A 21,866-nucleotide genomic window follows, 5' to 3' on the forward strand; every position below is an offset into this window, starting at 1 on the left:
AACCACCTCAGGGGTGTTGTATGCCGCTCGCCACGTTGGTTCACCGTGCCAGTTTGCCAAGCCCACAGATCAGTGCCGAACAGGCGCTGGTGCTGCTGCGCTCGAATTACGGACTCAGCGGTGACCTGCGACCCTTGGGTAGCCAGCAGGACCTCAACTATCGCGTCGACAGCGAGCGCGGGCGGTTTGTGCTGAAGATTTGCCATGGTGACTACGCCGCCCAGGAACTTCAGGCCCAACATGCCGCCCTCAAGCACCTGGCCGAGGACGGCGCGGTGAAAGTACCGCGGGTGATCGCGGCCAACAATGGCCAGGATCTGCTGACCCTGGAGATCGCAGGGCAAGCGGTTCATGTACGACTGCTGGAATACATCGACGGCCAGCCACTCACCCAGTTCAACCATTTGGGGCCTGAACTGATCACGGGCCTTGGGCGCTTGTGCGCGCACATCGACCTGGCGCTGGCCACGTTCGATCACCCTGGCCTGGAGCGTACCTTGCAATGGGATGCCCGCCACGCCAATGCGCTGATCGGTCATCTGCTGCCTGTTATCGAGGATGATCAAGCGCGTAACCTGATCGCCGAGGCGGCGCAACAGGCCGAACGGCGTTTGCAGCCGCTCAAGGCCAGCCTGCCGGTGCAGGCGATCCACATGGACATCACCGATGACAACGTGGTCTGGCAGCGCGATGCCCAGCGCCAATGGCAATTGCAGGGCGTCATCGATTTCGGCGACCTGATCCGTACCTGGCGCGTGACCGATCTGTCGGTGACCTGTGCAGCCTTGTTGCACCACGCCGACGGCGATCCGTTTTTCATCCTGCCGGCGATCAAGGCTTACAACGCGCTCAACCCGCTGCAACATGAGGAGTTGCTGGCGCTTTGGCCACTCATCGTCGCCCGCGCTGCCGTGCTGGTGCTCAGCGGCGAACAGCAGGTGGCTATCGATCCGGAAAATCAATACAGCCGCGACAACCTGGACCATGAGTGGGAGATTTTCCGGGTGGCTCAGTCGGTGCCGTTCGAACTGATGGAAGCGGCGATCCTCACGTGCGTGGGCCACGATCTGTCACCGGTTGCCAGCGAAGGCTTTGTGCCGCTGTTGCCGACCTTGGTGGGTCGCGAGTTCGCCCTGATCGATCTGGGTGTGCTGAGCCCGCATTTCGAAGCCGGCAACTGGGAGCAGGAGGGGATCGACCAGCGTCTGCTGAGCGAAGCCGCCGCGGTCCATGGATTGGCCGCCAGCCGCTACGGGCAGTACCGATTGTCTCGGACTCGGCCGGACAGCGCCGTTGAACCGGATACTTATCCATTACACGTAGAATTGCAGGTGCCGCGGGGCACGCCGCTGGAATCGCCGTTTGCCGGGGTGGTGCACAAGGCTGCCGACGGCATGTTGCAACTGGACAGCGTGCAACTGAGCGTTCGGCTGTGGGGCGTGACATCGCCGTTGCATTCCGGAGCCGCGCTGGTCAAGGGCCAGGTCTTGGGCGAAGTCGATGGACCGCTGCGGGTGCAGTTGTGTCGCGGCGCTCACCTGAATCCACCGTTGTTCTGCACGCCATCCAGGGCGTCGGCCTGGCAGGCGCTCTGCCCCTCGCCGGCGGTGCTGCTGGGACTGGCCTGTGATGCCGAGCCAGAGATCGACCCCCAGCAGCTGCTGGCCCGGCGCGATGCGAGCTTTGCCCGCTCGCAGAAGCACTATTACGTTGATCCGCCGCGCATTGAGCGCGGCTGGCGCAATCACCTGATCGACATGCAGGGCCGTTCTTACCTGGACATGCTCAACAACGTCGCGGTGCTGGGCCACGGGCATCCGCGCATGGCGGCGGTGGCGGCCCGGCAGTGGTCGCTGCTCAACACCAACTCACGCTTTCACTACGCCGCAATTGCCGAGTTTTCCGAGCGCTTGCTGGCGCTGGCGCCGCCCGGCATGGATCGGGTATTTCTGGTCAACAGTGGCACCGAGGCCAACGACCTGGCGATCCGCCTGGCCTGGGCCTACAGCGGCGGCCGGGACATGCTCAGTGTGCTGGAGGCCTATCATGGCTGGTCGGTAGCGGCCGATGCGGTCTCGACGTCCATTGCCGACAACCCAAAGGCCCTGAGCAGTCGCCCGGATTGGGTACATCCGGTGACCGCACCAAACACTTATCGCGGTGAATTTCGCGGCCCCAACAGCGCGCCGGACTACCTGCGCAGCGTCGAGCACAACCTGGCAAAAATCGCCGAACACAAGCGCCAGCTCGCCGGCTTCATTTGCGAACCGGTGTATGGCAATGCCGGTGGGATCGCATTGCCGCCGGGCTATCTGAAGCAGGTCTACGCGATGGTGCGTGAGCGCGGCGGTGTCTGCATCGCCGACGAGGTACAAGTCGGCTACGGGCGCATGGGCGAATTTTTCTGGGGGTTCGAAGAGCAGGATGTCGTGCCGGACATCATCACCATGGCCAAGGGCATGGGCAACGGCCAGCCGCTGGGGGCGGTCATCACCCGCCGGGAAATCGCCGAGGCGCTGGAAGCTGAAGGGTATTTCTTCTCGTCAGCCGGCGGCAGTCCGGTCAGTTGCCAGATCGGCATGGCCGTGCTGGACGTCATGGAAGAAGAACAACTGTGGGAAAACGCCCAGGTGGTGGGTGGGCATTTCAAGGCCCGCCTGCAAGCCTTGATCGACCGATATCCGTTGGTCGGTGCGGTGCATGGCTCCGGTTTTTACCTGGGTGTGGAGCTGATCCGCAACCGCGAAACCCTCGAGCCGGCCACCGAAGAAACCACGGTGCTGTGCAATCGCCTGCGGGAACTGGGCATTTTCATGCAGCCGACCGGCGACTACCTGAACATCCTCAAGATCAAACCGCCGATGGTCACCAGCCGCCAGAGCGTGGATTTCTTTGTCGATATGCTGGCGAAGGTATTGGACGAGGGGGTTTGACTAGCTGAGGCAAACGCTTTTCCTGTGGGGGCGGGGCTTGCTCGCGATAGCGGTGGGGCAGTTGTAGGCGATGTTGAATGTGCCGCCGTCTTCGCGAGCAAGCCCGCTCCCACAGGATTTAGCATGCTTGAAATCGATTTTTGTCGGCTTTAACGGCGGGGTTTACGTGGTGTCGAGAGTTTTATACTTCTAAAGCCGATTTTTATCGGTTATAAAGTCGACACCACACATGCTCTGGAGCGCCATTCATGAGTCGTATCGTCACCGTCGCCGCCACTCAGATGGCCTGTTCCTGGGATCTGGAGGCCAACATCGAGACCGCTGAAAAGCAGGTTCGCGAGGCCGCCGCCAAAGGAGCGCAGATCATCCTGCTCCAGGAGTTGTTCGAGACGCCGTACTTTTGCCAGAAGCCCAACCCGGACTACCTGCAATTGGCGACTCCGGTCGAAAATAACGTCGCAATCAGGCATTTTCAGAAAGTCGCCAGGGAGCTGCAGGTCGTTTTGCCCATCAGCTTTTTTGAACGGGCCGGTCGTGCGCGTTTCAACAGTATTGCGATCATTGATGCCGACGGCCGTAACCTGGGGGTATACCGCAAGAGTCACATCCCGGACGGTCCTGGTTACCATGAGAAGTACTACTTCAACCCTGGCGATACCGGTTTCAAGGTCTGGAATACTCGCTACGCCAGGATCGGCGTGGGCATCTGCTGGGACCAGTGGTTCCCCGAGTGCGCCCGCAGCATGGCGCTGCAAGGCGCGGAAATTCTGTTTTACCCGACTGCTATTGGCAGCGAGCCGCACGACAAGCGCATTTCGTCCCGCGATCACTGGCAGCGCGTGCAACAAGGCCATGCCGGCGCGAACGTGATGCCGCTGGTGGCCAGCAACCGCATCGGCAACGAAGAGCAGGATGGCTACGACATCACGTTCTACGGCTCCTCGTTCATCGCCAATCAGTTCGGTGAAAAGGTCCAGGCGTTGAACGAAACCGAAGAAGGCGTGTTGGTGCACAGCTTTGACCTGGACGAGCTGGAACACATTCGCAGTGCCTGGGGCACTTTTCGTGATCGTCGTGCCGACCTGTACGGCTCGATCAAAACCCTCGATGGCTCACTGGAGTCCTGATTTATGACAACGTTGCACAGCACTCCCCGCGCGGATGGTTTCCACATGCCCGCCGAGTGGGCACCCCAGACCCAGGTCTGGATGGTCTGGCCCGAGCGCCCGGATAACTGGCGCCTCGGCGGCAAGCCCGCGCAGGCTGCTCATGTGGCGGTCGCCAAAGCCATCGCCCGCTTCGAACCGGTGACCGTGGCGGTGTCGGCGAACCAATACGAAAATGCCCGGGCGCATCTCGACGTGCCGAATATCCGTGTGGTGGAAATGTCCAGCGACGATGCCTGGGTCCGGGACACCGGCCCGACGTTCGTCATCAATGACAGGGGCGAAGTGCGCGGTGTCGATTGGGATTTCAATGCCTGGGGTGGTTTTGAGGGTGGCCTGTATGCGCCGTGGAACCGGGATTCGCAAGTGGCCAGCAAGATTCTCGAGATTGAACGCAGCCCGCGTTACCGCACCGAAGGTTTCGTGCTTGAGGGCGGCTCGATCCACGTCGATGGCGAGGGTACCCTGATCACCACCGAGGAATGCCTGCTCAACCGCAATCGCAACCCGCACCTGAGTCGCGAGGACATTGAGGCGGTGCTCAGTGCGCAGTTGGCGGTGGACAAGGTCATCTGGCTGCCGGACGGCCTGTTCAACGACGAAACCGACGGCCATGTGGATAACTTCTGCTGCTACGTGCGCCCTGGCGAAGTATTGCTGGCCTGGACCGACGACCCGCAGGACCCGAACTACGCTCGCTGCCACGCCGCGATGGACGTACTGCAAAACAGCACTGACGCCAAGGGACGCCCGTTCACAGTGCACAAGATGCCGATTCCGGGGCCGTTGTATGCCACCGAAGAGGAATGCGCCGGCGTGGACGCGGTGCAAGGCTCCCAGGAGCGCAATCCGACCGTGCGGTTGGCCGGTTCCTACGTGAACTTCCTAATCGTCAACGGCGGCATCATCGCGCCGAGCTTCGACGATCCACTGGATGGCCCGGCGAAAGCGCTTCTGCAAAGGCTCTTTCCAGAGCACGAAGTGGTCATGGTGCCGGGGCGCGAACTGTTACTGGGGGGCGGAAACATCCACTGCCTTACCCAACAACAGCCTGCGCCGCAAACAAAATGAGTGGTGATGTAACAGCCAGGCAATAGCGCTGGCGGCAGCTCTGTGCGGGGCTTTTTGGATCCATTTTGCTTTGGCCCGCGGCCTGATTGGGGATGCGGGCTTTTTTATGTCCGCAGATCGGCGGTGCAGGCACATTGGCATAGCTCTTGTATCTGTATCGCGGCAGTTCTGGGGAGCGGAGCTGAGTTGTTTTGTCATAAACCTTGGATAAATTGGCCGCTCATCAACCAGGAGAGGGCGCTGGAATGAATATGATAAGCGAGCGCACATACCATCCCTTGGCCGTTGTGAATGGTGAGTCGCTTAAAGCCTTGGCGCAGTGGTTGAAGTCCAACGGATCGCGTCAGATCAGAGAACCTGACCCGCGTCGGATGATCAAGGAGCGCTATCCGGATGGCCTGTTCAGCGAGGCTGAACTGGAAGCTTTATGGGATGTGATGCAAGGCTAGAATTCAACGGATTGATAAAAGGCGCTGGCCGCAATGGCAGCGCCTTTTTTATGGGCGATGGACACGGAACCTTCACACTTGGCGCTCCACACGAAACCGTTCCGGTTCTTTAAATTTTTCCACCTGATTACAGACGATTCACGAAATTGACACATCGTTGAGGGCAGGACTAGGATTCGTCCACGCCTGTGGCTAACAGCCATGACTCTTAAATAATAAAAAGGCCCGTCACGATCGTTCGTGGGCGGGCCTTTTCATTATTTTCAGGAGCAAGAGTCCGAAAAAGAGCGCAAAAGCGCCGTTTCGGCTGCCGTCGCAGTGCGTATCAACCCGTACAAGGAAAATAATCATGTTGAACAAGCGCATTGCTCTGATCGCACTGGGGATTTTAAACACGACATACGCCATGGCCAGCGACCAGGCTGAGTCCAAGGGGTTCGTTGAGGACAGCAGCCTGAACGTGCTGTTACGCAACGCCTATATGAATCGCGACTACAAAAACGGTAACGAAGACAAAGCCGAATGGGGCCAGGCCGCCATTGGAACGTTCTCGTCCGGTTTTACCCAAGGCACTGTGGGCGTGGGTGTAGACGCCTTCGGTCTGTACGCGCTGCGTCTGGATGGCGGCAAAGGTCGCAGCGGTGCGGGCGGCATCGACTTCTTCAAGCAAGGCGACAGCGGCAACGCGGCCGATGACCTGTCCAAGTTTGGCGCAGCGGTCAAGTTCCGTGTTTCCAATACCGTGTTGGCCTACGGTGACCAGATGCCGGCCCTGCCGGTGCTGAGCTACGACAACTCGCGCCTGCTGCCGGAAAGCTACACCGGCACGCTGATCACTTCCAAAGAGATCAAGGGCCTGGAGCTGAACGCTGGACGTTTCACCGCCGAGTCGCGCAAGAGCGCCGAGGGCCGTGACAGCGGTGGCCTGAAGTCGATCAACGTATTGGGCGGCAGCTATCAGTTCACCGAGCAGTTCAAGGCTTCGCTTTACGCCTCGGATGTCGAGGACGTGTTGAAGAAGCAGTACGTGAACGCCAACTACGTATTCCCGCTGGCCAAGGATCAGTCCCTGACCCTGGACTTCAACGGCTATCGCACCAAGCTGGACAACGGCTATGTTCGCGAAAACAACGTTACCGGCGACGACAACAAAATCTGGAGCCTGGCCGCCACCTTCGCCACCGGACCGCACAGCTTCACACTGGCTCACCAGCGCAGCACTGGCGACAGCAACCTGGGCTATGCCTACGGCGGTTATCAGCGTGAGCAGAATCGTGTCGGTGACGGCGGTAACACGATCTACCTGGCCAACTCCTTCTGGTCCGACTTCAACGCTGAAGACGAACGCAGCTGGCAATTGGGTTATGGCCTGGACTTCACCACGTTCGGGATTCCCGGCCTGACGTATAACGTGGCTTATGTGCGTGGCGATAACATCACCACGTCCACCAGCGAAGGCGGGACCGAGCGCGAGATCTTCAATCAGTTCAAGTACGTGGTCCAGAACGGCCCCGCCAAAGACCTGAGCGTGCGGTTGCGCAGTTCGTTCCTGCGTGTTTCGCAGAAGTCCAGCGAGTACAACGTGAGCGGCAATGAGCTGCGGGTGTTCGTGGATTATCCGATCAGCGTCTTCTGATGCCTGATCACGTTCAAAACGCCTGATGAAAAACCCCGAGCGCAAACTCGGGGTTTTTTCTTTGGACGGCAAAAAAACCGTTGGAACAGTCTGTTTTCCCGAGAAAAAGTCGTACTAATGAAACATTGCCCACCGTTTCAAGCATGGCTTGAAATGCCTCAAATACTTTCTCATGGACGTAAATACTGTACCCACTAGATTAGGCTGCTCAATGCAGTGGAGACCTATGAAAAATGATCGTTCTGAACAGGGAAGTCGGCGAAGCGCTCAGACGTGACAAATACGTCAACGTCCGCGGTGGAGACTTTAATCTCTACGGTCATTTCGGTGACTTTGTCCGACTGACCAAGAGCTGGGAAAACATGGAGCCCGACAGCTACTACGGCCAGGCCGAGTCAGGCATGCGTTTTCGCCGCTACAGCGACTTCGAATACAACCCCAGGACCCGCGAACTCTCGCAGCTCGAGCACCGAGCCTACATTCAGTCCAAGGCCAACAACAGCTATGTCGGTGGACTGGAGCGGCACTTCCAGGATTTTTCCAACGAAGTGATCAACTCACCGGTGATGCGCAGTCTGATCGACACGGACTTTGAGGTGTACAAGAACGTCCTTCCTCAGGAACTGCACGAGGAAATCTGGCAGTGCCAGATCCATCAGATCCGTATCGAGATCAAGCCGGGCAAGCAGTTGGAAATTACCCCTGAGGGCATCCATTGCGACGGGTATCCGTTCAGCGGCGTGCACTTCTGGGGCCGTCATAATGTGGCCGGCGCAGAGAGTCGTCTGTACACCGCCCAGGAAGAACAACTGGCGGCGATTACCTACGAGGACATTCTCGACACCACGTTCTTCCTCGACCGCGACATGCGCCATTACGTCACCCCGGCCCGGAACGTCCACAGCCATGAAATGGCTTTCAGGCAGATCCTGGCGATCTCCTTCTCGCGGCCCGGGACCGCTTTTGACATTGTTCGCTGAACAGCTCGAACCCATGGACGATCTGGAGCAACAGGTTCTGTTGCGCCGGGCAATGGTCAGGGACGCCGAACGACTGGAGCAGTTTTTTCGCGGTTTCGACGAAGTGTCGTTCTGCGAGTGGCAGGATGCCCGATTCTTGCGCGGGGTATTGTTGCAGGACACCACCACCGCGTACCTGGCCGTCGATGTCAGCGGTGAAGTGGTGGGCGCGGTGATTGGCGGCATGCTTGGCACCCGTGGCACCATCAATCACCTGGCCGTCAGCCCGGGGCATCGCACCCGAGGCTTGGGCCAGCGGCTGGTGGAGGCGGCATCGGCTGACATGAAACGGGTCGGCGTACTGCGCATGTTCCTGTTCGTCGACGATGCTAATCTGGCCGGCAAACGGTTTTGGGCAGCCCAGGGCTTTTGTGAGCCTCGGGGTGAAATCACTTTCGAGAGGGATCTATGAGCAAGACTTCCAGCCAGCCGCTGGTGGTCGAACCACAAGCCTCGCGTACCTTTGCTGAAGCCAGTCCGGTGGTGGCGGGTTATTTTACGGTTTCGTTTGTGTTCGGTCTGATGGCGGTCAACGCCGGGTTGCCCTTGTGGCTGCCGGTGGCGATGTGCCTGTTCGTTTACGCGGGTGCTTCACAATTTGCGGCGCTGGCGTTGATTTCCAGCGGAGCGTCGCTGACCACCATCGTGCTCACCACGTTCCTGATCAACGCGCGACACATGCTGATGTCGGTGTACATGGCCAAGGCATTGCGGGCGTTGGGGCTCAATCGTTTCGAGCGTTGGTGCTACGCGGCAGGGCTCACGGATGAGTCGTTCGCCTTCCACAGCGTCAAACTCGGCACTGGGGCACCGGTCAGCGTGCGATATCTGATCGGCTTCAATCTCTTTTGCCACACATCCTGGGTGCTCGGCGGTCTGCTGGGAGCGGTTTGTGCGCAATACGCGGCGCACCTGATCAAATACCAGCTCGACTACGCCTTGACCGCGATGATGCTCTACGTGCTGGTTTCGCTGTGCAACACCCGTAACAAACTGATCGCTGCCCTGGCGGCGGTCGTCTGCATGGGCGGGCTGAGCCTGCTGGGCAGCTCGCCGTTCAATGTCTTCATTGCCACGTTCGTTGGCTGCGGGGTGGGCGTATGCCTGACCAAACGTTCCTGATCCTGGTCGTGGCCCTGATGATGGCGGTGACCTTTCTGCCACGGGCCCTGCCGCTGCAGGTCAATACTGAAAACTGGCCACCGTTCGTCGCCCGCGCCTTGGAATACCTGCCGGTGGCGATCGTCGCTGCCATCAGCCTCACCCCGTTGTTGATCAAGGATCAGCAGATACAACTCGACCGCCCGGAATTCTATGCCGCGATTCCGACGCTGTTATGTGCGTATTTCAGCCGTAACCTGTTTCTCAGTGTGGCGGTGGGCACGGCGGCGTATATCGCGCTCGGTTCGTTCCTTTAGCGTCAGGTCCACAACATCGTGCAGTGCCTGGCCGGACAACTCTGGATTATTCACCGCCAGGCGGACCTCGAGGAAATCCTCGAAGTCCGGGAAAATCGTCAAGTCGTTACGCAGCGCAGCTTCCCGGGACACCAGCCCCAGTCCGTCGAGCTGGGTAATCAACGACAAGGTCAGCGTTTCACTGCAGGAATACACCATCCGCTGGCTCGAGCCGTACTCGCCCAGGCCGGCATCCAGGAAGCGAAGGAAGCTGTGGGAATACGGACATTCCTCGGCCGGACGCACCTGAAACTTATCGCCGAGCAAACCGAGGGAGTCGTCCTCTTCGCCACAATGGGCGCCGACCACCTGCACCTGAACGTCCGGCATGGTGATGCTGGAAAAGCCGCTCTGCTGCGGACCGATCAGGATCGCCAGGTCGAAATCTTCATTCTTGAGCTTGCTCAGGTTTTCCATCGACTCGGCGTAACTGAACTCCAACTGATACTGAGGAAACACGGCGATCAACCGATCAATCATCCGCCGGTTGAACTCCGCCGGCAGCGTGGTATTGAGCGCCACTCTCAGCGTGCGCTGTCGGGGCGTCTTCAGCGCCGCGACCTTCTCCTCCAACTGCCGCGTGGCAACCAGCACCTGATCCATGAACGGCGTCAGTTCCGAGCCTTGGCTCGTCAACGTCAGGCCCTTGTTCGACCGCCGGAACAGCCGGAAACCGAACTGCTCCTCAACTTTGTTCAACTGTGCCGCCAATGCCTGCACCGTGAGGCACGAATGTTCCGCCGCCGCCGACAAGGAGCCGGTCTGCACGATGCGCATGAGGTTGCGTAAGGTTCTGCTATCCATGAGGTAATGCCCTCTGCTTAAGTGGGCTCGCTATTGTTGTGCACCTGGCGCCGGCCAGGCAGTGCATGCCGGCTATCATCATGCACCTTGCCACGGTTGTCGCGGTTTTGTGGCGAAAAGCTCCGGCAGACGATGGTTGGAGCTTATGCGGGATTTGGGTTTTTTGCCTGATCAACGGTAATCGAGGCGGTCAGCGAGTCCGTAAGCGGCTGGCGCAAAGAAAATTCCTGCACACGGCTGGCTGAATTGTTCAGGTAGAGGGTGGTAAAAATACGTTTACGAACAAAAAATAATATTTTATCCGTATTTGTACTACTCTCTAGGTGTCAGCCCTAGCAATGGAGCCCAAATCTCATGGCAACCTCCTCCATCAGCCTCAACGCGCAGCAACAATTGGACTCCCCGGACGCGGGTCGGGTCGCGTTGAAGTTTTTCTTCAACCTCATGGCGTTGTGGGGCTGCAGCGTCGAGCAGCAGCGCACGTTGCTGGGCAAGGTAGGCAACACGACTTTCTATAAGTACAAGCAATTACCAGAAAACGTCAGGCTGCCTCACGACACACTGGAGCGCATTTCCTATCTCATGGGTATTCACAAGGCGCTGAGCATCATCTTCAGCAACAGCCGGGACCGCGCTTACCAGTGGGTGAACAGCCCCAATACCGCTGCGCCCTTCAACGGCCAGTCGGCATTGGCCTATATGCTCGCCGGGCGGGTGGTGGACATCGCCGATGTGCGGCGTTACCTCGACGGAGTGCGCGGTTGATGACGCCACCCCTGGCGGACCCGCAATGGAAGCGTGCCTACCGGATCGTCAACAGCAGCTTCCCGCCGATTGCGCTGTTCGAAGATGTGCTTGATCCCGAGGACCTGCCCACCGCATATGCCCTGGAAGCACTGACCAACGACCGGCTCATGGAAGAAGCCGGCGTGCTGTCCCGGGTACGTCCCGAGGACCGCATTTCCGGGCCCGGCTCTTCGCCGGTGATGGCCGCGTTTACCCACATCGGCAAAAGCAGCCGCTTCAGTGACGGCACCTTCGGCGTCTACTACGTCGCCAGCAGCCAGGAAGCCGCCATTGCCGAGACCTGCTACCACCAGGCGCGATTCCTCGGGGCGACCAACGAGCCGGATCTGGAATTGACCATGCGCACCTACGTCAACAAGGTCATCAAGCCGCTGCACGATATCCGCCAAGACTACCCGCATCTGCATGATCCGGACCCCACTGCCTACGGTCCCTCCCAGGTGTTCGCCCGGCAACTGCGCGAAACCTTGTCCTGGGGCTTGCTGTACAACAGCGTCCGTCTGCCTGGGCACGAATGCGTGGCGGCGTTTCGCCCTCCGGCGGTTTCGGTTCCGGTGCAGGGCAAGCATATCCGCTACGTCTGGAGCGCCCAGAAGCGGGAGATTTCGTTTGTGTTTGAGGTGAGCCAGGTGTGAGTCAGGCTTTTGGCGTTTTTATGGCTGGGCAATAATTATTGCCCAGCCATAATTTTCAATCATTCGCGAGTATTGAAAGCAGAGGCTGCTACGCACCCCAGCGAGAGCACGCGCCCTCGCCACAAACGTGAATGCAGCTTATTGATCAAATCTTGAACTGCTGCACCGAAGCCTGCATCGACCCCGCCGCATCGTTCAATTGATCCGCTGTTTGCGTCAGGTTGTGAATCGAGCGTGTGTTCTCGCGGGACTGCTCGGCAATCGACTCCACCCTCTGAGCCATTTCATCGCTGGCCTTCGATTGTTCGGCAATGGTCTGGGAAATTTCCTCGACCACTTCTGCTGCATGCCGGGCGCCGGTGCGGATTTCGCTGATAGACACCCCGGCCTGCTGGGCCAGTGAGACGCCTTCGTCCACGCGGCTGACGCAAGCCTGCATGTTCGCCACCGCATCCCGGGCGCTGGTCTGGATGCGCTCGATCATCGCGGTGATTTCCTGGGTGGACTGAGTAGTGCGCGCCGCCAGGTTACGCACCTCATCGGCCACCACCGCAAAGCCGCGCCCCGCCTCCCCGGCACGGGCAGCTTCGATGGCGGCGTTGAGGGCCAGTAGGTTGGTCTGTTCGGCGATGCTCTTGATCACTTGGATGATCGAATGAATGTCTTCAGACGAGGCGTCCAGCGCCGTGATCTTGCTGGACGACTGATTGACCACCTCGGCGATCCGGCTCATGCCTTCCACCACCCCAAGAATCACTTGCCCGCCGCTGCTGGCCAGTTGTTCGGACTGTGCCGAGATCGTCCGGGCGCTGTCGGCGTGCTGATGGATCTGGCTGATGTTCGCCATCATCTGCTCCATGCTCGCCGCCATGCTGGTGGCGCTCTGCGCCTGCTGATCGGCGCTGGACACAATCTGCCGCGCCGTATCGCCCAATACGCGCGAGGTGCCATGCAACTCGTCACTCTGGCTGCGGATCGTGGCGATCATTTGCCGCAAATTGACCTGCATCTGCTCGATCACGCGTTGCAACTGGCCCAGCTCATCCTTGCTGTGCGCGCCCATTGAGCGTTGCAAATCCCCTTGGGAAATCGCCTGAGTGTTGAGGATGATGTTATTCAGCGGTGTAAGCACCGCCTTGAGCAGGCTCCAGGACAACAGCGCCAACGCCACACAGGTGGCCAGCAACGTGAAAACCAGCCAGCGCTCCGACGTTTGAATGCTGTGGTCCTGATGCTCGCGGGTGGCATGGGCCTGGCTCTCGATCAACTCACTCACCGCCTCGTTACGCTCCTCCAGCGCCGAAAACGCCCCGTCGAACTCCGTCCGCAACGCCCGGCCATCCTGGGCGCCACCCAACGCCTTAGCGATCACCTGCTGAGCCGATGCAATATAGGTTTCCACTTGCGGCTTCAGCTCGGTAATGGCCTGAGCGATCGCTTGCGGCAACTGGGCCTCGGCATTCTCGGCAATGACCTTGCGCATCCGTTGCGCATGCTCATCGAACGCCTCTCTCACCTCCTTGGCTCCCGCGGCATCCCCCGGCGCCACCAGCAAAGCGGCCAACACATCGCCACGAATAGCGTCGTGCATCATGTCCGCCTCCATGTGCTTGCGCATGGCCGAAATACTGGTCTCGCTACGCGCCAGGGCGCTGGTCATGCTGATATAGCCCCACAACCCGATACCGCCGAGCACAAGGGCAAAGAAAAGGCTGATCAACCCCGAGCCTATGATCTTGGTCCTGATCTTCATCGCCTGATACTCCAGAGGGGGCGGGATTTGAGGGCAAGTGTAGTAGAGCGCAAGCGCAGCGCCTGGTGCGGGCGACGCCGCTATAAAGGTATTGGCGGAAAAAAGATTAAGTGAATGTTGCACACGGCCCGTGGCGAGGGAGCTTGCTCCCGCTGGGGTGCGAAGCAACCCCCTTTGCGCCTGCGCCCGGTTTTCAGTGCCGGATCCAATGAAAAAATCGGGGACAGACCACGATATTGAGCTAACTGAGTAGTCGGCCCGTCTCGTAGTCGTGGTCTGTCCCCGAATGACCCTTGCCGGTATAAGGTGTTCATCAACCGCTCACCATCGAGGCCGCCATGACCGGAATATCCCTGAACCTGCCGGAAGACCTTTCGAACTCGCTCTCCGATCTGGCTAAGACGAATGGCCAAACCGTGAGTTATCTGGCGATGGATGTTCTTCGCGACTACATCGAGCACGAGAAGGCTTTGACTGCGCAGAGTGAACTGGCGGTTGAAGAGGCTGATCAAGGTAAATTCGCCACCGACGACCAGGTTGCGGCAATGCGCGCCCGCCGCTGGAGCAGGAATGCGGGTTGAGTGGCTTGAAAAAGTCCTCAAAAACCTGGAAGACGAAGCGAGCTATATAGCCCTTGAAAACCCCAAGGCTGCTGATGATTTCTCAGATGCGATTTTCGCCAGCGTAGACAAACTGGCCCCATTTCCCGCCATGGGCCGTGAGGGTCGAGTCAAAAACACGCGTATGGGCAGTGCCCAACTGGTCCTATCTCATCCCCTACCGGGTACGCGGTGACCGCCTTCAAATCCTTGGGGTATTTCATACGCGGCAACGCCCTCGCGCCAAGTGGTGAAGGGGCGCAAAGCGAGGGATGAAGTACATCCTCCAGACTCATCTAAGAAAAAACGGGCACAGACTACGATTAATTTGGCGTCACTGCATATTCATTTACGGAATCGTGGTCTGTCCCCGAATCGCTCAGCTCCTGATCCAATGCCGCCCCCGCTTAAGTGAGCAGCATCGGATGTCCCCGGTGACCTAAGCGGACATATTCCCCGGCGCCTCCAGCACCTTCACCACATCATCAATCACCGCCTTGCTCATATCCTGTAAATAACACGACGCCCAAGCATACCGATCCGTGCTGCGAATCATCGCCGCATCCTCGGCCAGAAGCTTGGCGACGTGGAGCAGATCGGAGGCATGGGAGAGGGCTTCGCCGATGGGGACGCCGCTGGTGACGCGGAACAATGGGCGATCGGAGTGGAAGGAGAAGGGGGTCAGGCCTGGGGTTTTGAGGTCTTGCGGGTTTGGCATTGTCTGGCTCCTTGACTGAGAGAGCCGCAACCGTCCTTTCCTACGGGATTGGGTGGCGGCCATGCACGGGGTAGGAAAACCGGGAATCAAGGCACCCGGCACACCCGAAGGTGTCCCGCGCACAGCCGCCATAACGCATATCGCAGATACAAAAAAAGCGCCTGCAATAGTAAGCGAGGCGCAGCTGATACGCCTTGATTTACTTCGGGTTTCCTACGCCCGGTCGCTGAATTGGCAACGACAGTTGGAGGGTAGCGGTCGATTGGATAGGGGACAATCGTGGCGCGATGCTGGCGGGGCTGGAATTGTGTGTCCGGAATTAACGCATCTGGGGCGGACGGAGCGAGCTTGCGTCTGTATGGCAGAGTGTCGGTGGGTGATGGCCTCATCGCGAGCAGGCTCGCTCCCACAGAGTTCAGTGTGTGGATAGGAAAGTGGATGTGCAGAAACAACAAAGCCCTCGCATTTCTGCGAGGGCTTCGTTTTGTATGGTGCCGGCACCAGGAGTCGAACCCGGGACCTACTGATTACAAGTCAGTTGCTCTACCAACTGAGCTATACCGGCGTGTGGGCGACGATTATAGCGATTGGGTGCGTTCTGTAAACCCCTGAATTCTGACTATTTTTGCAGGGCCCTGGCTCAGGCGCGGCGTACGAGGTTGCGTACTTTCTGCAAGGTTCGCCATGTGCGGCTGTTTTGCAGGGCATGGAGTTGGGCTTCGGCCCGTTCGGCGCGTTGCAGGGCGGTGGTGAGTTGTTGGTCGGGTTCGCTGAGGGGGTGGCTGAATTTGTGGCCCTTGCAGAACTGGAACCCGTCGAGGTTGCACGGGGGGATGTCGAAAGCGGGTTTGAGCGCCAGGTGTTCTTCGGCGAGGTAAAAAGTGTTGAGGCCGTCGAACAGGATGGGCTGGTAGCCGGCGTCGGTGACGAGGGTTTCCCAGGTCTGGTCGCGGGCCCATGGGGTTTCGATGAGGATGATCCAGGGGCGCCAGCGGCTGAAGTCCATGCCGCGCAGCACGGTTTCTTCGTGACCTTCGACGTCTATTTTCAGGAAGTGGATGGGACGGTCCTGGGCGTATTGTTCGCAGATCGACGTCAGGGTGCGGGACTGGACGGTCTGGACACTGACGTTCATGCCGGCGTCGCGGTGTTGTTGGGCGACGCTGGCTTCGACGGTGGACAGGCCTGTGTCGGCAATGGTGTAGAAGGTCAGGCTGTCGGCGTTTTCGCCGGCCACGCATTGCAGGTTGATGTCGTCGGGACGTTGTTGGCAAAGGGCATCGTAGTACGCCGGCACCGGTTCGATGTTGATCCCGCGCCAACCGTGGTCGTAGAAAGCCCGGGTCACGGAATCTTCTGTCGGATGGTTGGCGCCTACGTCCAGATAAAAGCCGTTTTCCACCGATTGAAGGGCGCGCCACAGGCGTATGTCTTCGAAGTTCTGTGCGTAGGAAATGAACGTCACGGCCAGTCCTTGTGTGTCGGCATTGTGTCAATCACGATACGTAAGGCTGTTGTACTGCACGGGCGCGGTGGGCGCAATTGCTGGCGTGAGGGAGCACTGAGTTCGGCGGTTATGTCGTTTTGTTTGAGCGCTTATGCACAACGGGTGGGACGGGGCCACTGTCATCTTGCGATTTTGTGACAGTTTTCTCGTTTGCTCGCAAATGCCTGTTTTAATGGTTTTTTATCCATATGAACAAAAAATGACCAGCCTCGGTTGTAGCAGAAAATCGCGGATTTATTGGATCCAAGACTTTTTCATCAACAGAGTTATCCACAGGCTGTCTCGTGTCAGCAACGCTCGGCCAGCAGCATCAGATTGCGTGGCGTCAACGGCGTTTCGCAGAAGGTGCCGAGGCGGACGTGGTAGTTTTTCTGGCTGAGAAAAAGTGCCCGATCCAGCACCAACCACAGCTCCAAAGGCCGCCGGAAAAGGCCTCGGACCAATTCCAGGTTGCGCACTTCGGCCAGACGCTGATGGCCGGCTGCTTCCAGTGCTGTCCAGTCAGGTGAGCCGACTGTGGATAAGTCTTTCATGGCGGCCAGATCGATGCAGTAGTCGGCGAAGGACTTTTCCAGCCAGGCGCTGGGAAGTGACGGGGTGGGCAGGTACTCGTCGCATCCCCGGATCTGCCGCTGCAGGAGGTCAAAGCTCAGGCGCCGAGCCATGGACTGGTCTCGTTGCCGTCGAATGCGAGCGCCGGCCGTGACGGTTTCTGTCAGCGGTAGACCGAGATCGTCCAGCGATAGCTGTAGGACCGAACCCTTGGCAGCATCGGACAGCGGTTGGTAGCGCTCGGTGCTGATGCGGTTGTAGCAGCACGGGGCGATTGCCAGTTGCGTGCAGCCAGCGGCGCTCGCCAATTGCATCAGACGCACATGCAGGTCGCCGCAGGCGTGCAGGGCTACCGGCGTGTGTTCAGGACGGATCGCCTGGGCTGCCTCTGCCGCCAGCACGTCTTGCTGCAAGTGCGTGGCGGGTAAACGGTGGCGTTGGCTCAGTTGCTGGCCGCTGGCGACCAGGGCCGGGTCGTATTCCAGGCAGGTCAATTGTTGACTGTCGCCTAACAAGCGCCGGCCAAGGTGACCTTTGCCGGCGCACCAATCGAGCCAGTGGGTTGGTTTGGTAGCGAAGTGCAGGCGGCTGGCGAACGCTTCGATCTGCTGCCATTTGCGGCCTGGCACGTCGACGCTGAGGCGATGGGCAGCGGCCTCGAGCCCTTTGTCCGGCAGTTCCGCGACTGCGCTCAACGCTTGGGAAATGGTCGCCAGCTCTGGAAATGGCGCGGGTGCATGTTGAATCAGCCAGGGTTGGTGATGGTCGTTTTCCGCGTCCTCCAGCGAACGCTGGCGTAGCCATTGGGCCAGCTCAGGGTAGGACCCTTCCCATGGCAGTTGCAGGTGGGTGAACGGACGCGGTTTCCACAATGCCTGGTGCGTTGTGAGAAAAGCATCCAGCGCGGTGAAACGGGCGAGTAACGCCTCGCCCCTCAGCACGCTGCGGTCAGCGCCCTTGGCAGGCATCGACGCGCAACCAGCGCTCCAGCAGCTTGAAGCCTTGCACCAGCACGAACGCCATCAGCAGGTAGAACATACCGGCCGCGAAGAAGATCTCCACCGGCAAGTAGGTCCGGGCAATGATGGTGCGGGCCATGCCGGTGAGCTCCAGCAGGGTCACGGTGCTCGCCAGGGCGCTGGCCTTGAGCATCAGGATCACTTCGTTGCTGTAGGCCGGCAGGCCGATGCGCGCTGCACGGGGCAGGATGATGTAGAACAAGGCCTTGGGTCGTGACATGCCCAGGGCCCGCGCGGCCTCGATTTCACCACGAGGGATGGCCTGGATCGCGCCGCGCAGGATTTCAGCGATGTAGGCGGCGGTGTGCAGGGTCATGGTGGCCGTGGCGCACCAGAACGGATCGCGCAGATACGGCCACAATGCGCTGCTGCGCACGGCGTCGAACTGCGCCAGACCGTAGTAGACCAGGAACAGCTGAACCAATAACGGCGTGCCACGGAAAAAGAAAATGTAGGCGTAGGGCAAAGCCCGCACGTACCACAGGCGTGAGGAGCGGGCGATGCCCAGCGGAATCGCCAGCAGCAGACCGGCGATCACGGCGATGGCCACCAGTTCCAGGGTCAGTGTCGCGCCCTGGACCAGTTTCGGCAGCCACTTGATGATGACTTCCCAGTTCATTGGGTGCTCCTGGCAAAGCCGCGAGCGGCACGTCGTTCCAGAAAATGCATGCCGATCATGGCGAGCACGGTCAGGCCCAGGTACATGAACGCGGCCACCATATAGAAGGTGAACGGCTGCTTGGACACGGTCACGCCGATTTGCGCATGGCGCATGATTTCTTCCAGGCCGATCACCGACACCAGCGCCGTGTCTTTCATCAGGATCATGAACAGGTTGCCCAGGCCGGGCAGGGCGATGCGCCACATCTGCGGCATGATCAGCCGGGTAAAGATCCGCCATTTGGACAACCCCAGGGCCACGCCAGCTTCGCGATGGCCCTTGGGAATTGCCAGGATCGCGCCGCGAAATACTTCCGTGGCGTAGGCGCCAAAGCACAGGCCCAGGGCGATGACGCCGGCGGCGAAGGCGTTGAGGGAAAGCTCAGGGTTACCGAAGTATTCGCCCAGGGCACGCATGAGGTTGACGGTGCCGAAGTAGATCAGCAGCACCCAGAGCAATTCCGGGACGCCGCGAACCAGTGTCGAATAAGTGCCGCCCAGCCATTGCAGCGGCTTGTACGGGGAGGTCTTGGCCAAGGCGCCGAGCAAGCCAAGCACCAGCCCCAGGCAGAGGGCTGAGAGCGCCAGTTTGACGGTCATCAGCGCGCCAGCGGCGAGCGCCGGGCCGAATCCGTAGAGATCGATCATCATGGGTGTGTGTTCATATCGCGGCAGGCTTTGCTAAGGACCGGCACCGCAATGAAGCGGCGCCGGCCAGGCACGTCAGTATCAATAGATGCTGAACGGGAAGTACTTGTCGTTGATCTTTTTATAGGTGCCGTCGGCCACGATTTCCTTGAGCGCGGCGTTCAGCTTGGTGCGCAGTTCGTCGTCACCCTTGCGTACGGCGATACCGATCTTGTCGCTTTCCACCACTGGGTCGCCTTTGAATTCGTAGGCGGCGCCGTCTTTGCTCTTGAGCCATTCGTATTGCACGTATTTGTCCGCCAGGATGGCGTCAACGCGGCCGGAGAGCAGGTCGAGGTAGGCGTTTTCCTGAGTATCGTAGAGCGTGACCTTGATGTTGTAGTCATCTTCCATGTTGCGGTCTTCCAGCCAGGTCCCGGCCAGTGTCGCGCGTTGGGCGCCAATGGTCTTGCCGCTCAGGTACGCCTTGTCGGTGCTGAAATCGGTGGTGGCTTTCGGCGCGATGAATTGCAGTTTGTTGGAATAGTACGGCTCGGTGAAGTCCACGGCCTGCTTGCGTTCCTCGGTAATCGACAGCGAGGAGATCAGGAAGTCGAACTTCTTGGCGTTCAGGGCTGGAATGATGCCGTCCCAGTCGGAGGTCACCACGCTGCATTCGACTTTCATCTTGGCGCACAGGGCGTCGCCAATGTCCTTGTCGAAGCCGACCACGTTGCCGCTGGCATCTTTGTTGTTGAACGGCGGGTAGGCCGCTTCGATGCCCATTTTCAGTTTGTCCGCGGCCATGGCGCTGGCCGAGAAGACCAGGCTGGCGGCAGCGGCCAGGAGGATTTTCTTGTAGGTCTGCATAGGTACTGCTCCGTTAGCGGTTGCTGGACATGAATTGTTTGCAGCGCGCCGAAAGCGGGTTTTCGAAGACCTGCTGTGGCGATCCTTGCTCCTCGACCAGGCCTTGATGAAGGAACACCACCTCGCTGGAAACCTGACGGGCGAAGCCCATTTCGTGAGTCACCAGCAGCATGGTGCGGCCTTCTTCGGCCAGGGCGCGGATCACACTAAGTACTTCCTGGACCATTTCCGGGTCAAGGGCGGAGGTGGGCTCGTCGAACAGAATCACTTTAGGCTGCATCGCCAACGTGCGGGCGATGGCGGCGCGCTGCTGCTGACCACCGGAAAGTTCGGCAGGGTAGGCATGACGCTTGTCGGCGATGCCAACCTTGGCCAGCAGGGCCTCGGCCACTTCCACCGCCTCGGCCTTGCTCTGGCCGAGCACCCGGCGCGGGGCTTCGATGATGTTGTCGAGCACGCTCATGTGCGGCCAGAGGTTAAAGTTTTGAAACACAAAACCGATTTCGCTGCGCAGGCGGTTGATCTGTTTGCCATCGGCGGCCACCAGTTCACCGTTTTTCGCTGCCTTGAGCTTGAGTTCTTCGCCGGCCACCAGGATCTGGCCCTGGTTCGGGTTTTCCAGCAGGTTGATGCAGCGCAGAAATGTGGATTTGCCGGAACCGGAGGAACCCAGGATCGAGATCACATCGCCGTCGCGGGCGGTCAGCGAGACGCCTTTGAGCACCTCCAGCTTTCCGTAGCGTTTGTGCAAGTTGCGGATTTCAAGCGCGGGCGTGGCCTGGGCCATGTGCGGTCCTCATGGTGTGTGCTCCCTTGCTGTTGGCGGCCTTCCTGGCGAGGCGGCCAAGCTAGCATAGCGTCCGAATGGCAGCCAACAGCGCTACGGGTGGTAAACCGTGAATGTGCGGCAGGTTGTCGCATCGGCGCAGCAGACTGTCGCGCCATCAACAACCAAACGGCCGTTCGAACTCTGTTTACCGGTAAAAATCCCGGGGAGTTGCGTAAAAAAAGGCGCGATGGTGCCAGCTTTGGGCGGGGGTTGGAAGGGTTAACCGGATGAGTGTTGCCGTTGTGCGTTTTTATCGTCCATAGGAGATTTTAGCTGGCTGTTCTCATCTGCGTGAGCTGGTCGCGTTCTATTCGCTGGCGGGCTCTTCCATCAACTGACGATAACGATCCAGCGCCTCGCTGAAGTCCTTGATGAACTCCGGAGTGCTGAGCCAGCGCTGGGCCGTCTCGCGGTCCATGTCGTCGGCCCACATGCGGTAGTCCACCAGCATGTCGGCGGCCAGGTTGGTGGCGGCCATGCTTTCGTTTTCGGCGTTTTTCAGGTCCAGCAGGCCGGGGCGTTCGCTGATCATCACGCTCAGGGACGCGAGCAGCGTGTCGAGCATTTCGCTACGGCTGCTGGCCTCGGCTTCGCGCAGCTTGGCGAACAGTTCGAGCACGTAGACCGGTGGCTGGGCGGTGGCGTGGGCCGGGTCGCCATACATGGGGATGGATTTACGCCCGCTCATGCGGATTTGCTTGGCTTTGTCTTTGGCGCGCTTGGCGCGTTTTTGCTGTTTGTTCAGTGAGGCCATT

Annotated in this window: 22 protein-coding genes, 1 tRNA gene and 1 pseudogene; 13 read left to right on the plus strand and 11 right to left on the minus strand. The window is 59.5% G+C overall.

What is annotated here, in order from left to right; translation table 11 throughout:
- Window positions 1-20 precede the first annotated feature (20 nt).
- The 9 genes from AAIS01_RS23385 to AAIS01_RS23425 all read left to right on the plus strand — a co-directional run bounded on the left by AAIS01_RS23385 (window position 21) and on the right by AAIS01_RS23425 (window position 9,692).
- Window positions 21-2,933, plus strand: coding sequence for an aminotransferase (locus tag AAIS01_RS23385; RefSeq protein WP_343470911.1), 2,913 nt, complete (start codon window positions 21-23; stop codon window positions 2,931-2,933).
- A 248-nt stretch (window positions 2,934-3,181) separates the two neighbouring features.
- Window positions 3,182-4,060 (plus strand): N-carbamoylputrescine amidase, encoded by an 879-nt coding sequence (gene aguB, locus AAIS01_RS23390; protein WP_343470912.1) that lies wholly within the window; start codon window positions 3,182-3,184, stop codon window positions 4,058-4,060.
- A gap of 3 nt (window positions 4,061-4,063) precedes the next feature.
- Window positions 4,064-5,170, plus strand: coding sequence for an agmatine deiminase (aguA, locus tag AAIS01_RS23395; protein ID WP_343470913.1), 1,107 nt, complete (start codon window positions 4,064-4,066; stop codon window positions 5,168-5,170).
- A gap of 245 nt (window positions 5,171-5,415) precedes the next feature.
- A complete protein-coding gene (locus AAIS01_RS23400; RefSeq protein WP_343470914.1) occupies window positions 5,416-5,619 on the plus strand; it encodes a hypothetical protein in 204 nt (67 codons plus the stop codon).
- A gap of 349 nt (window positions 5,620-5,968) precedes the next feature.
- The gene (locus tag AAIS01_RS23405) at window positions 5,969-7,255 is read left to right on the plus strand and encodes an OprD family porin (protein WP_343470915.1); all 1,287 of its coding nucleotides are present in this window, start codon (window positions 5,969-5,971) and stop codon (window positions 7,253-7,255) included.
- Between the two features lie 233 nt (window positions 7,256-7,488).
- Window positions 7,489-8,235, plus strand: coding sequence for a 2OG-Fe dioxygenase family protein (locus AAIS01_RS23410; protein WP_092402139.1), 747 nt, complete (start codon window positions 7,489-7,491; stop codon window positions 8,233-8,235).
- A gap of 13 nt (window positions 8,236-8,248) precedes the next feature.
- The gene (locus tag AAIS01_RS23415) at window positions 8,249-8,686 is read left to right on the plus strand and encodes a GNAT family N-acetyltransferase (RefSeq protein WP_171061302.1); all 438 of its coding nucleotides are present in this window, start codon (window positions 8,249-8,251) and stop codon (window positions 8,684-8,686) included.
- Window positions 8,683-9,396: an AzlC family ABC transporter permease gene (locus AAIS01_RS23420; protein ID WP_343470916.1), complete on the plus strand. Its 714-nt coding sequence runs from the start codon at window positions 8,683-8,685 to the stop codon at window positions 9,394-9,396. The genes AAIS01_RS23415 and AAIS01_RS23420 overlap by 4 nt, the downstream gene beginning before the upstream one ends.
- Window positions 9,375-9,692: an AzlD domain-containing protein gene (locus AAIS01_RS23425; RefSeq protein WP_047226873.1), complete on the plus strand. Its 318-nt coding sequence runs from the start codon at window positions 9,375-9,377 to the stop codon at window positions 9,690-9,692. Before AAIS01_RS23420 ends, AAIS01_RS23425 begins: the two co-directional genes overlap by 22 nt.
- On the opposite strand, the gene AAIS01_RS23430 is transcribed toward AAIS01_RS23425, so the two are convergent.
- The gene (locus tag AAIS01_RS23430; protein ID WP_343470917.1) at window positions 9,609-10,535 is read right to left on the minus strand and encodes a LysR family transcriptional regulator; all 927 of its coding nucleotides are present in this window, start codon (window positions 10,533-10,535) and stop codon (window positions 9,609-9,611) included. The genes AAIS01_RS23425 and AAIS01_RS23430 overlap by 84 nt on opposite strands.
- A 354-nt stretch (window positions 10,536-10,889) precedes the next feature.
- Here AAIS01_RS23430 and AAIS01_RS23435 point away from each other — a divergent pair, with 354 nt between their 5' ends.
- Window positions 10,890-11,300: an MbcA/ParS/Xre antitoxin family protein gene (locus AAIS01_RS23435; RefSeq protein ID WP_092455900.1), complete on the plus strand. Its 411-nt coding sequence runs from the start codon at window positions 10,890-10,892 to the stop codon at window positions 11,298-11,300.
- Entirely contained in the window at window positions 11,300-11,977 is a 678-nt protein-coding gene (locus AAIS01_RS23440; RefSeq protein WP_343470918.1) for an RES family NAD+ phosphorylase, read from the plus strand. Before AAIS01_RS23435 ends, AAIS01_RS23440 begins: the two co-directional genes overlap by 1 nt.
- A gap of 145 nt (window positions 11,978-12,122) precedes the next feature.
- Here AAIS01_RS23440 and AAIS01_RS23445 read toward each other — a convergent pair whose 3' ends face one another.
- Window positions 12,123-13,730 carry a methyl-accepting chemotaxis protein gene (locus tag AAIS01_RS23445; RefSeq protein WP_186656279.1) on the minus strand — a complete coding sequence of 536 codons (1,608 nt, stop codon included), beginning with the start codon at window positions 13,728-13,730 and terminating at the stop codon, window positions 12,123-12,125.
- 338 nt (window positions 13,731-14,068) lie between these two features.
- On the opposite strand from AAIS01_RS23445, the gene AAIS01_RS23450 reads away from it, so the two are divergent.
- Window positions 14,069-14,311: a CopG family ribbon-helix-helix protein gene (locus tag AAIS01_RS23450; protein ID WP_343470919.1), complete on the plus strand. Its 243-nt coding sequence runs from the start codon at window positions 14,069-14,071 to the stop codon at window positions 14,309-14,311.
- Window positions 14,301-14,583 (plus strand): annotated as a pseudogene (locus AAIS01_RS23455) (type II toxin-antitoxin system RelE/ParE family toxin). Before AAIS01_RS23450 ends, AAIS01_RS23455 begins: the two are co-directional and overlap by 11 nt.
- 185 nt (window positions 14,584-14,768) lie before the next feature.
- On the opposite strand, the gene AAIS01_RS23460 reads toward AAIS01_RS23455, so the two are convergent.
- From AAIS01_RS23460 to AAIS01_RS23500, 9 genes are all read right to left on the minus strand, one after another.
- Complete coding sequence (locus tag AAIS01_RS23460; protein WP_092402157.1) at window positions 14,769-15,047, minus strand: DUF3077 domain-containing protein; 279 nt, start codon at window positions 15,045-15,047, stop codon at window positions 14,769-14,771.
- Window positions 15,048-15,536: 489 nt separating this feature from the next.
- A tRNA-Thr gene (locus AAIS01_RS23465) sits at window positions 15,537-15,612 on the minus strand.
- Between the two features lie 75 nt (window positions 15,613-15,687).
- On the minus strand, window positions 15,688-16,512 hold the full coding sequence (locus AAIS01_RS23470) for an FkbM family methyltransferase (RefSeq protein WP_343470920.1): 825 nt from the start codon (window positions 16,510-16,512) through the stop codon (window positions 15,688-15,690).
- A gap of 329 nt (window positions 16,513-16,841) precedes the next feature.
- Window positions 16,842-18,074 (minus strand): methyltransferase, encoded by a 1,233-nt coding sequence (locus tag AAIS01_RS23475; protein ID WP_343470921.1) that lies wholly within the window; start codon window positions 18,072-18,074, stop codon window positions 16,842-16,844.
- Entirely contained in the window at window positions 18,055-18,744 is a 690-nt protein-coding gene (locus AAIS01_RS23480) for an ABC transporter permease (RefSeq protein ID WP_343470922.1), read from the minus strand. The genes AAIS01_RS23475 and AAIS01_RS23480 overlap by 20 nt, the downstream gene beginning before the upstream one ends.
- Window positions 18,741-19,436, minus strand: coding sequence for an ABC transporter permease (locus tag AAIS01_RS23485; protein WP_343470923.1), 696 nt, complete (start codon window positions 19,434-19,436; stop codon window positions 18,741-18,743). The genes AAIS01_RS23480 and AAIS01_RS23485 overlap by 4 nt, the downstream gene beginning before the upstream one ends.
- 78 nt (window positions 19,437-19,514) lie before the next feature.
- Window positions 19,515-20,282 carry an ABC transporter substrate-binding protein gene (locus tag AAIS01_RS23490; protein ID WP_343470924.1) on the minus strand — a complete coding sequence of 256 codons (768 nt, stop codon included), beginning with the start codon at window positions 20,280-20,282 and terminating at the stop codon, window positions 19,515-19,517.
- Window positions 20,283-20,295: 13 nt separating this feature from the next.
- On the minus strand, window positions 20,296-21,069 hold the full coding sequence (locus AAIS01_RS23495) for an ABC transporter ATP-binding protein (RefSeq protein WP_092401369.1): 774 nt from the start codon (window positions 21,067-21,069) through the stop codon (window positions 20,296-20,298).
- Between the two features lie 349 nt (window positions 21,070-21,418).
- The gene (locus tag AAIS01_RS23500) at window positions 21,419-21,865 is read right to left on the minus strand and encodes a hypothetical protein (protein ID WP_343470925.1); all 447 of its coding nucleotides are present in this window, start codon (window positions 21,863-21,865) and stop codon (window positions 21,419-21,421) included.
- Between the last annotated feature and the right edge of the window lies 1 nt (window position 21,866).

Source organism: Pseudomonas halotolerans, assembly GCF_039581215.1.
Lineage (GTDB): Bacteria > Pseudomonadota > Gammaproteobacteria > Pseudomonadales > Pseudomonadaceae > Aquipseudomonas > Aquipseudomonas tehranensis.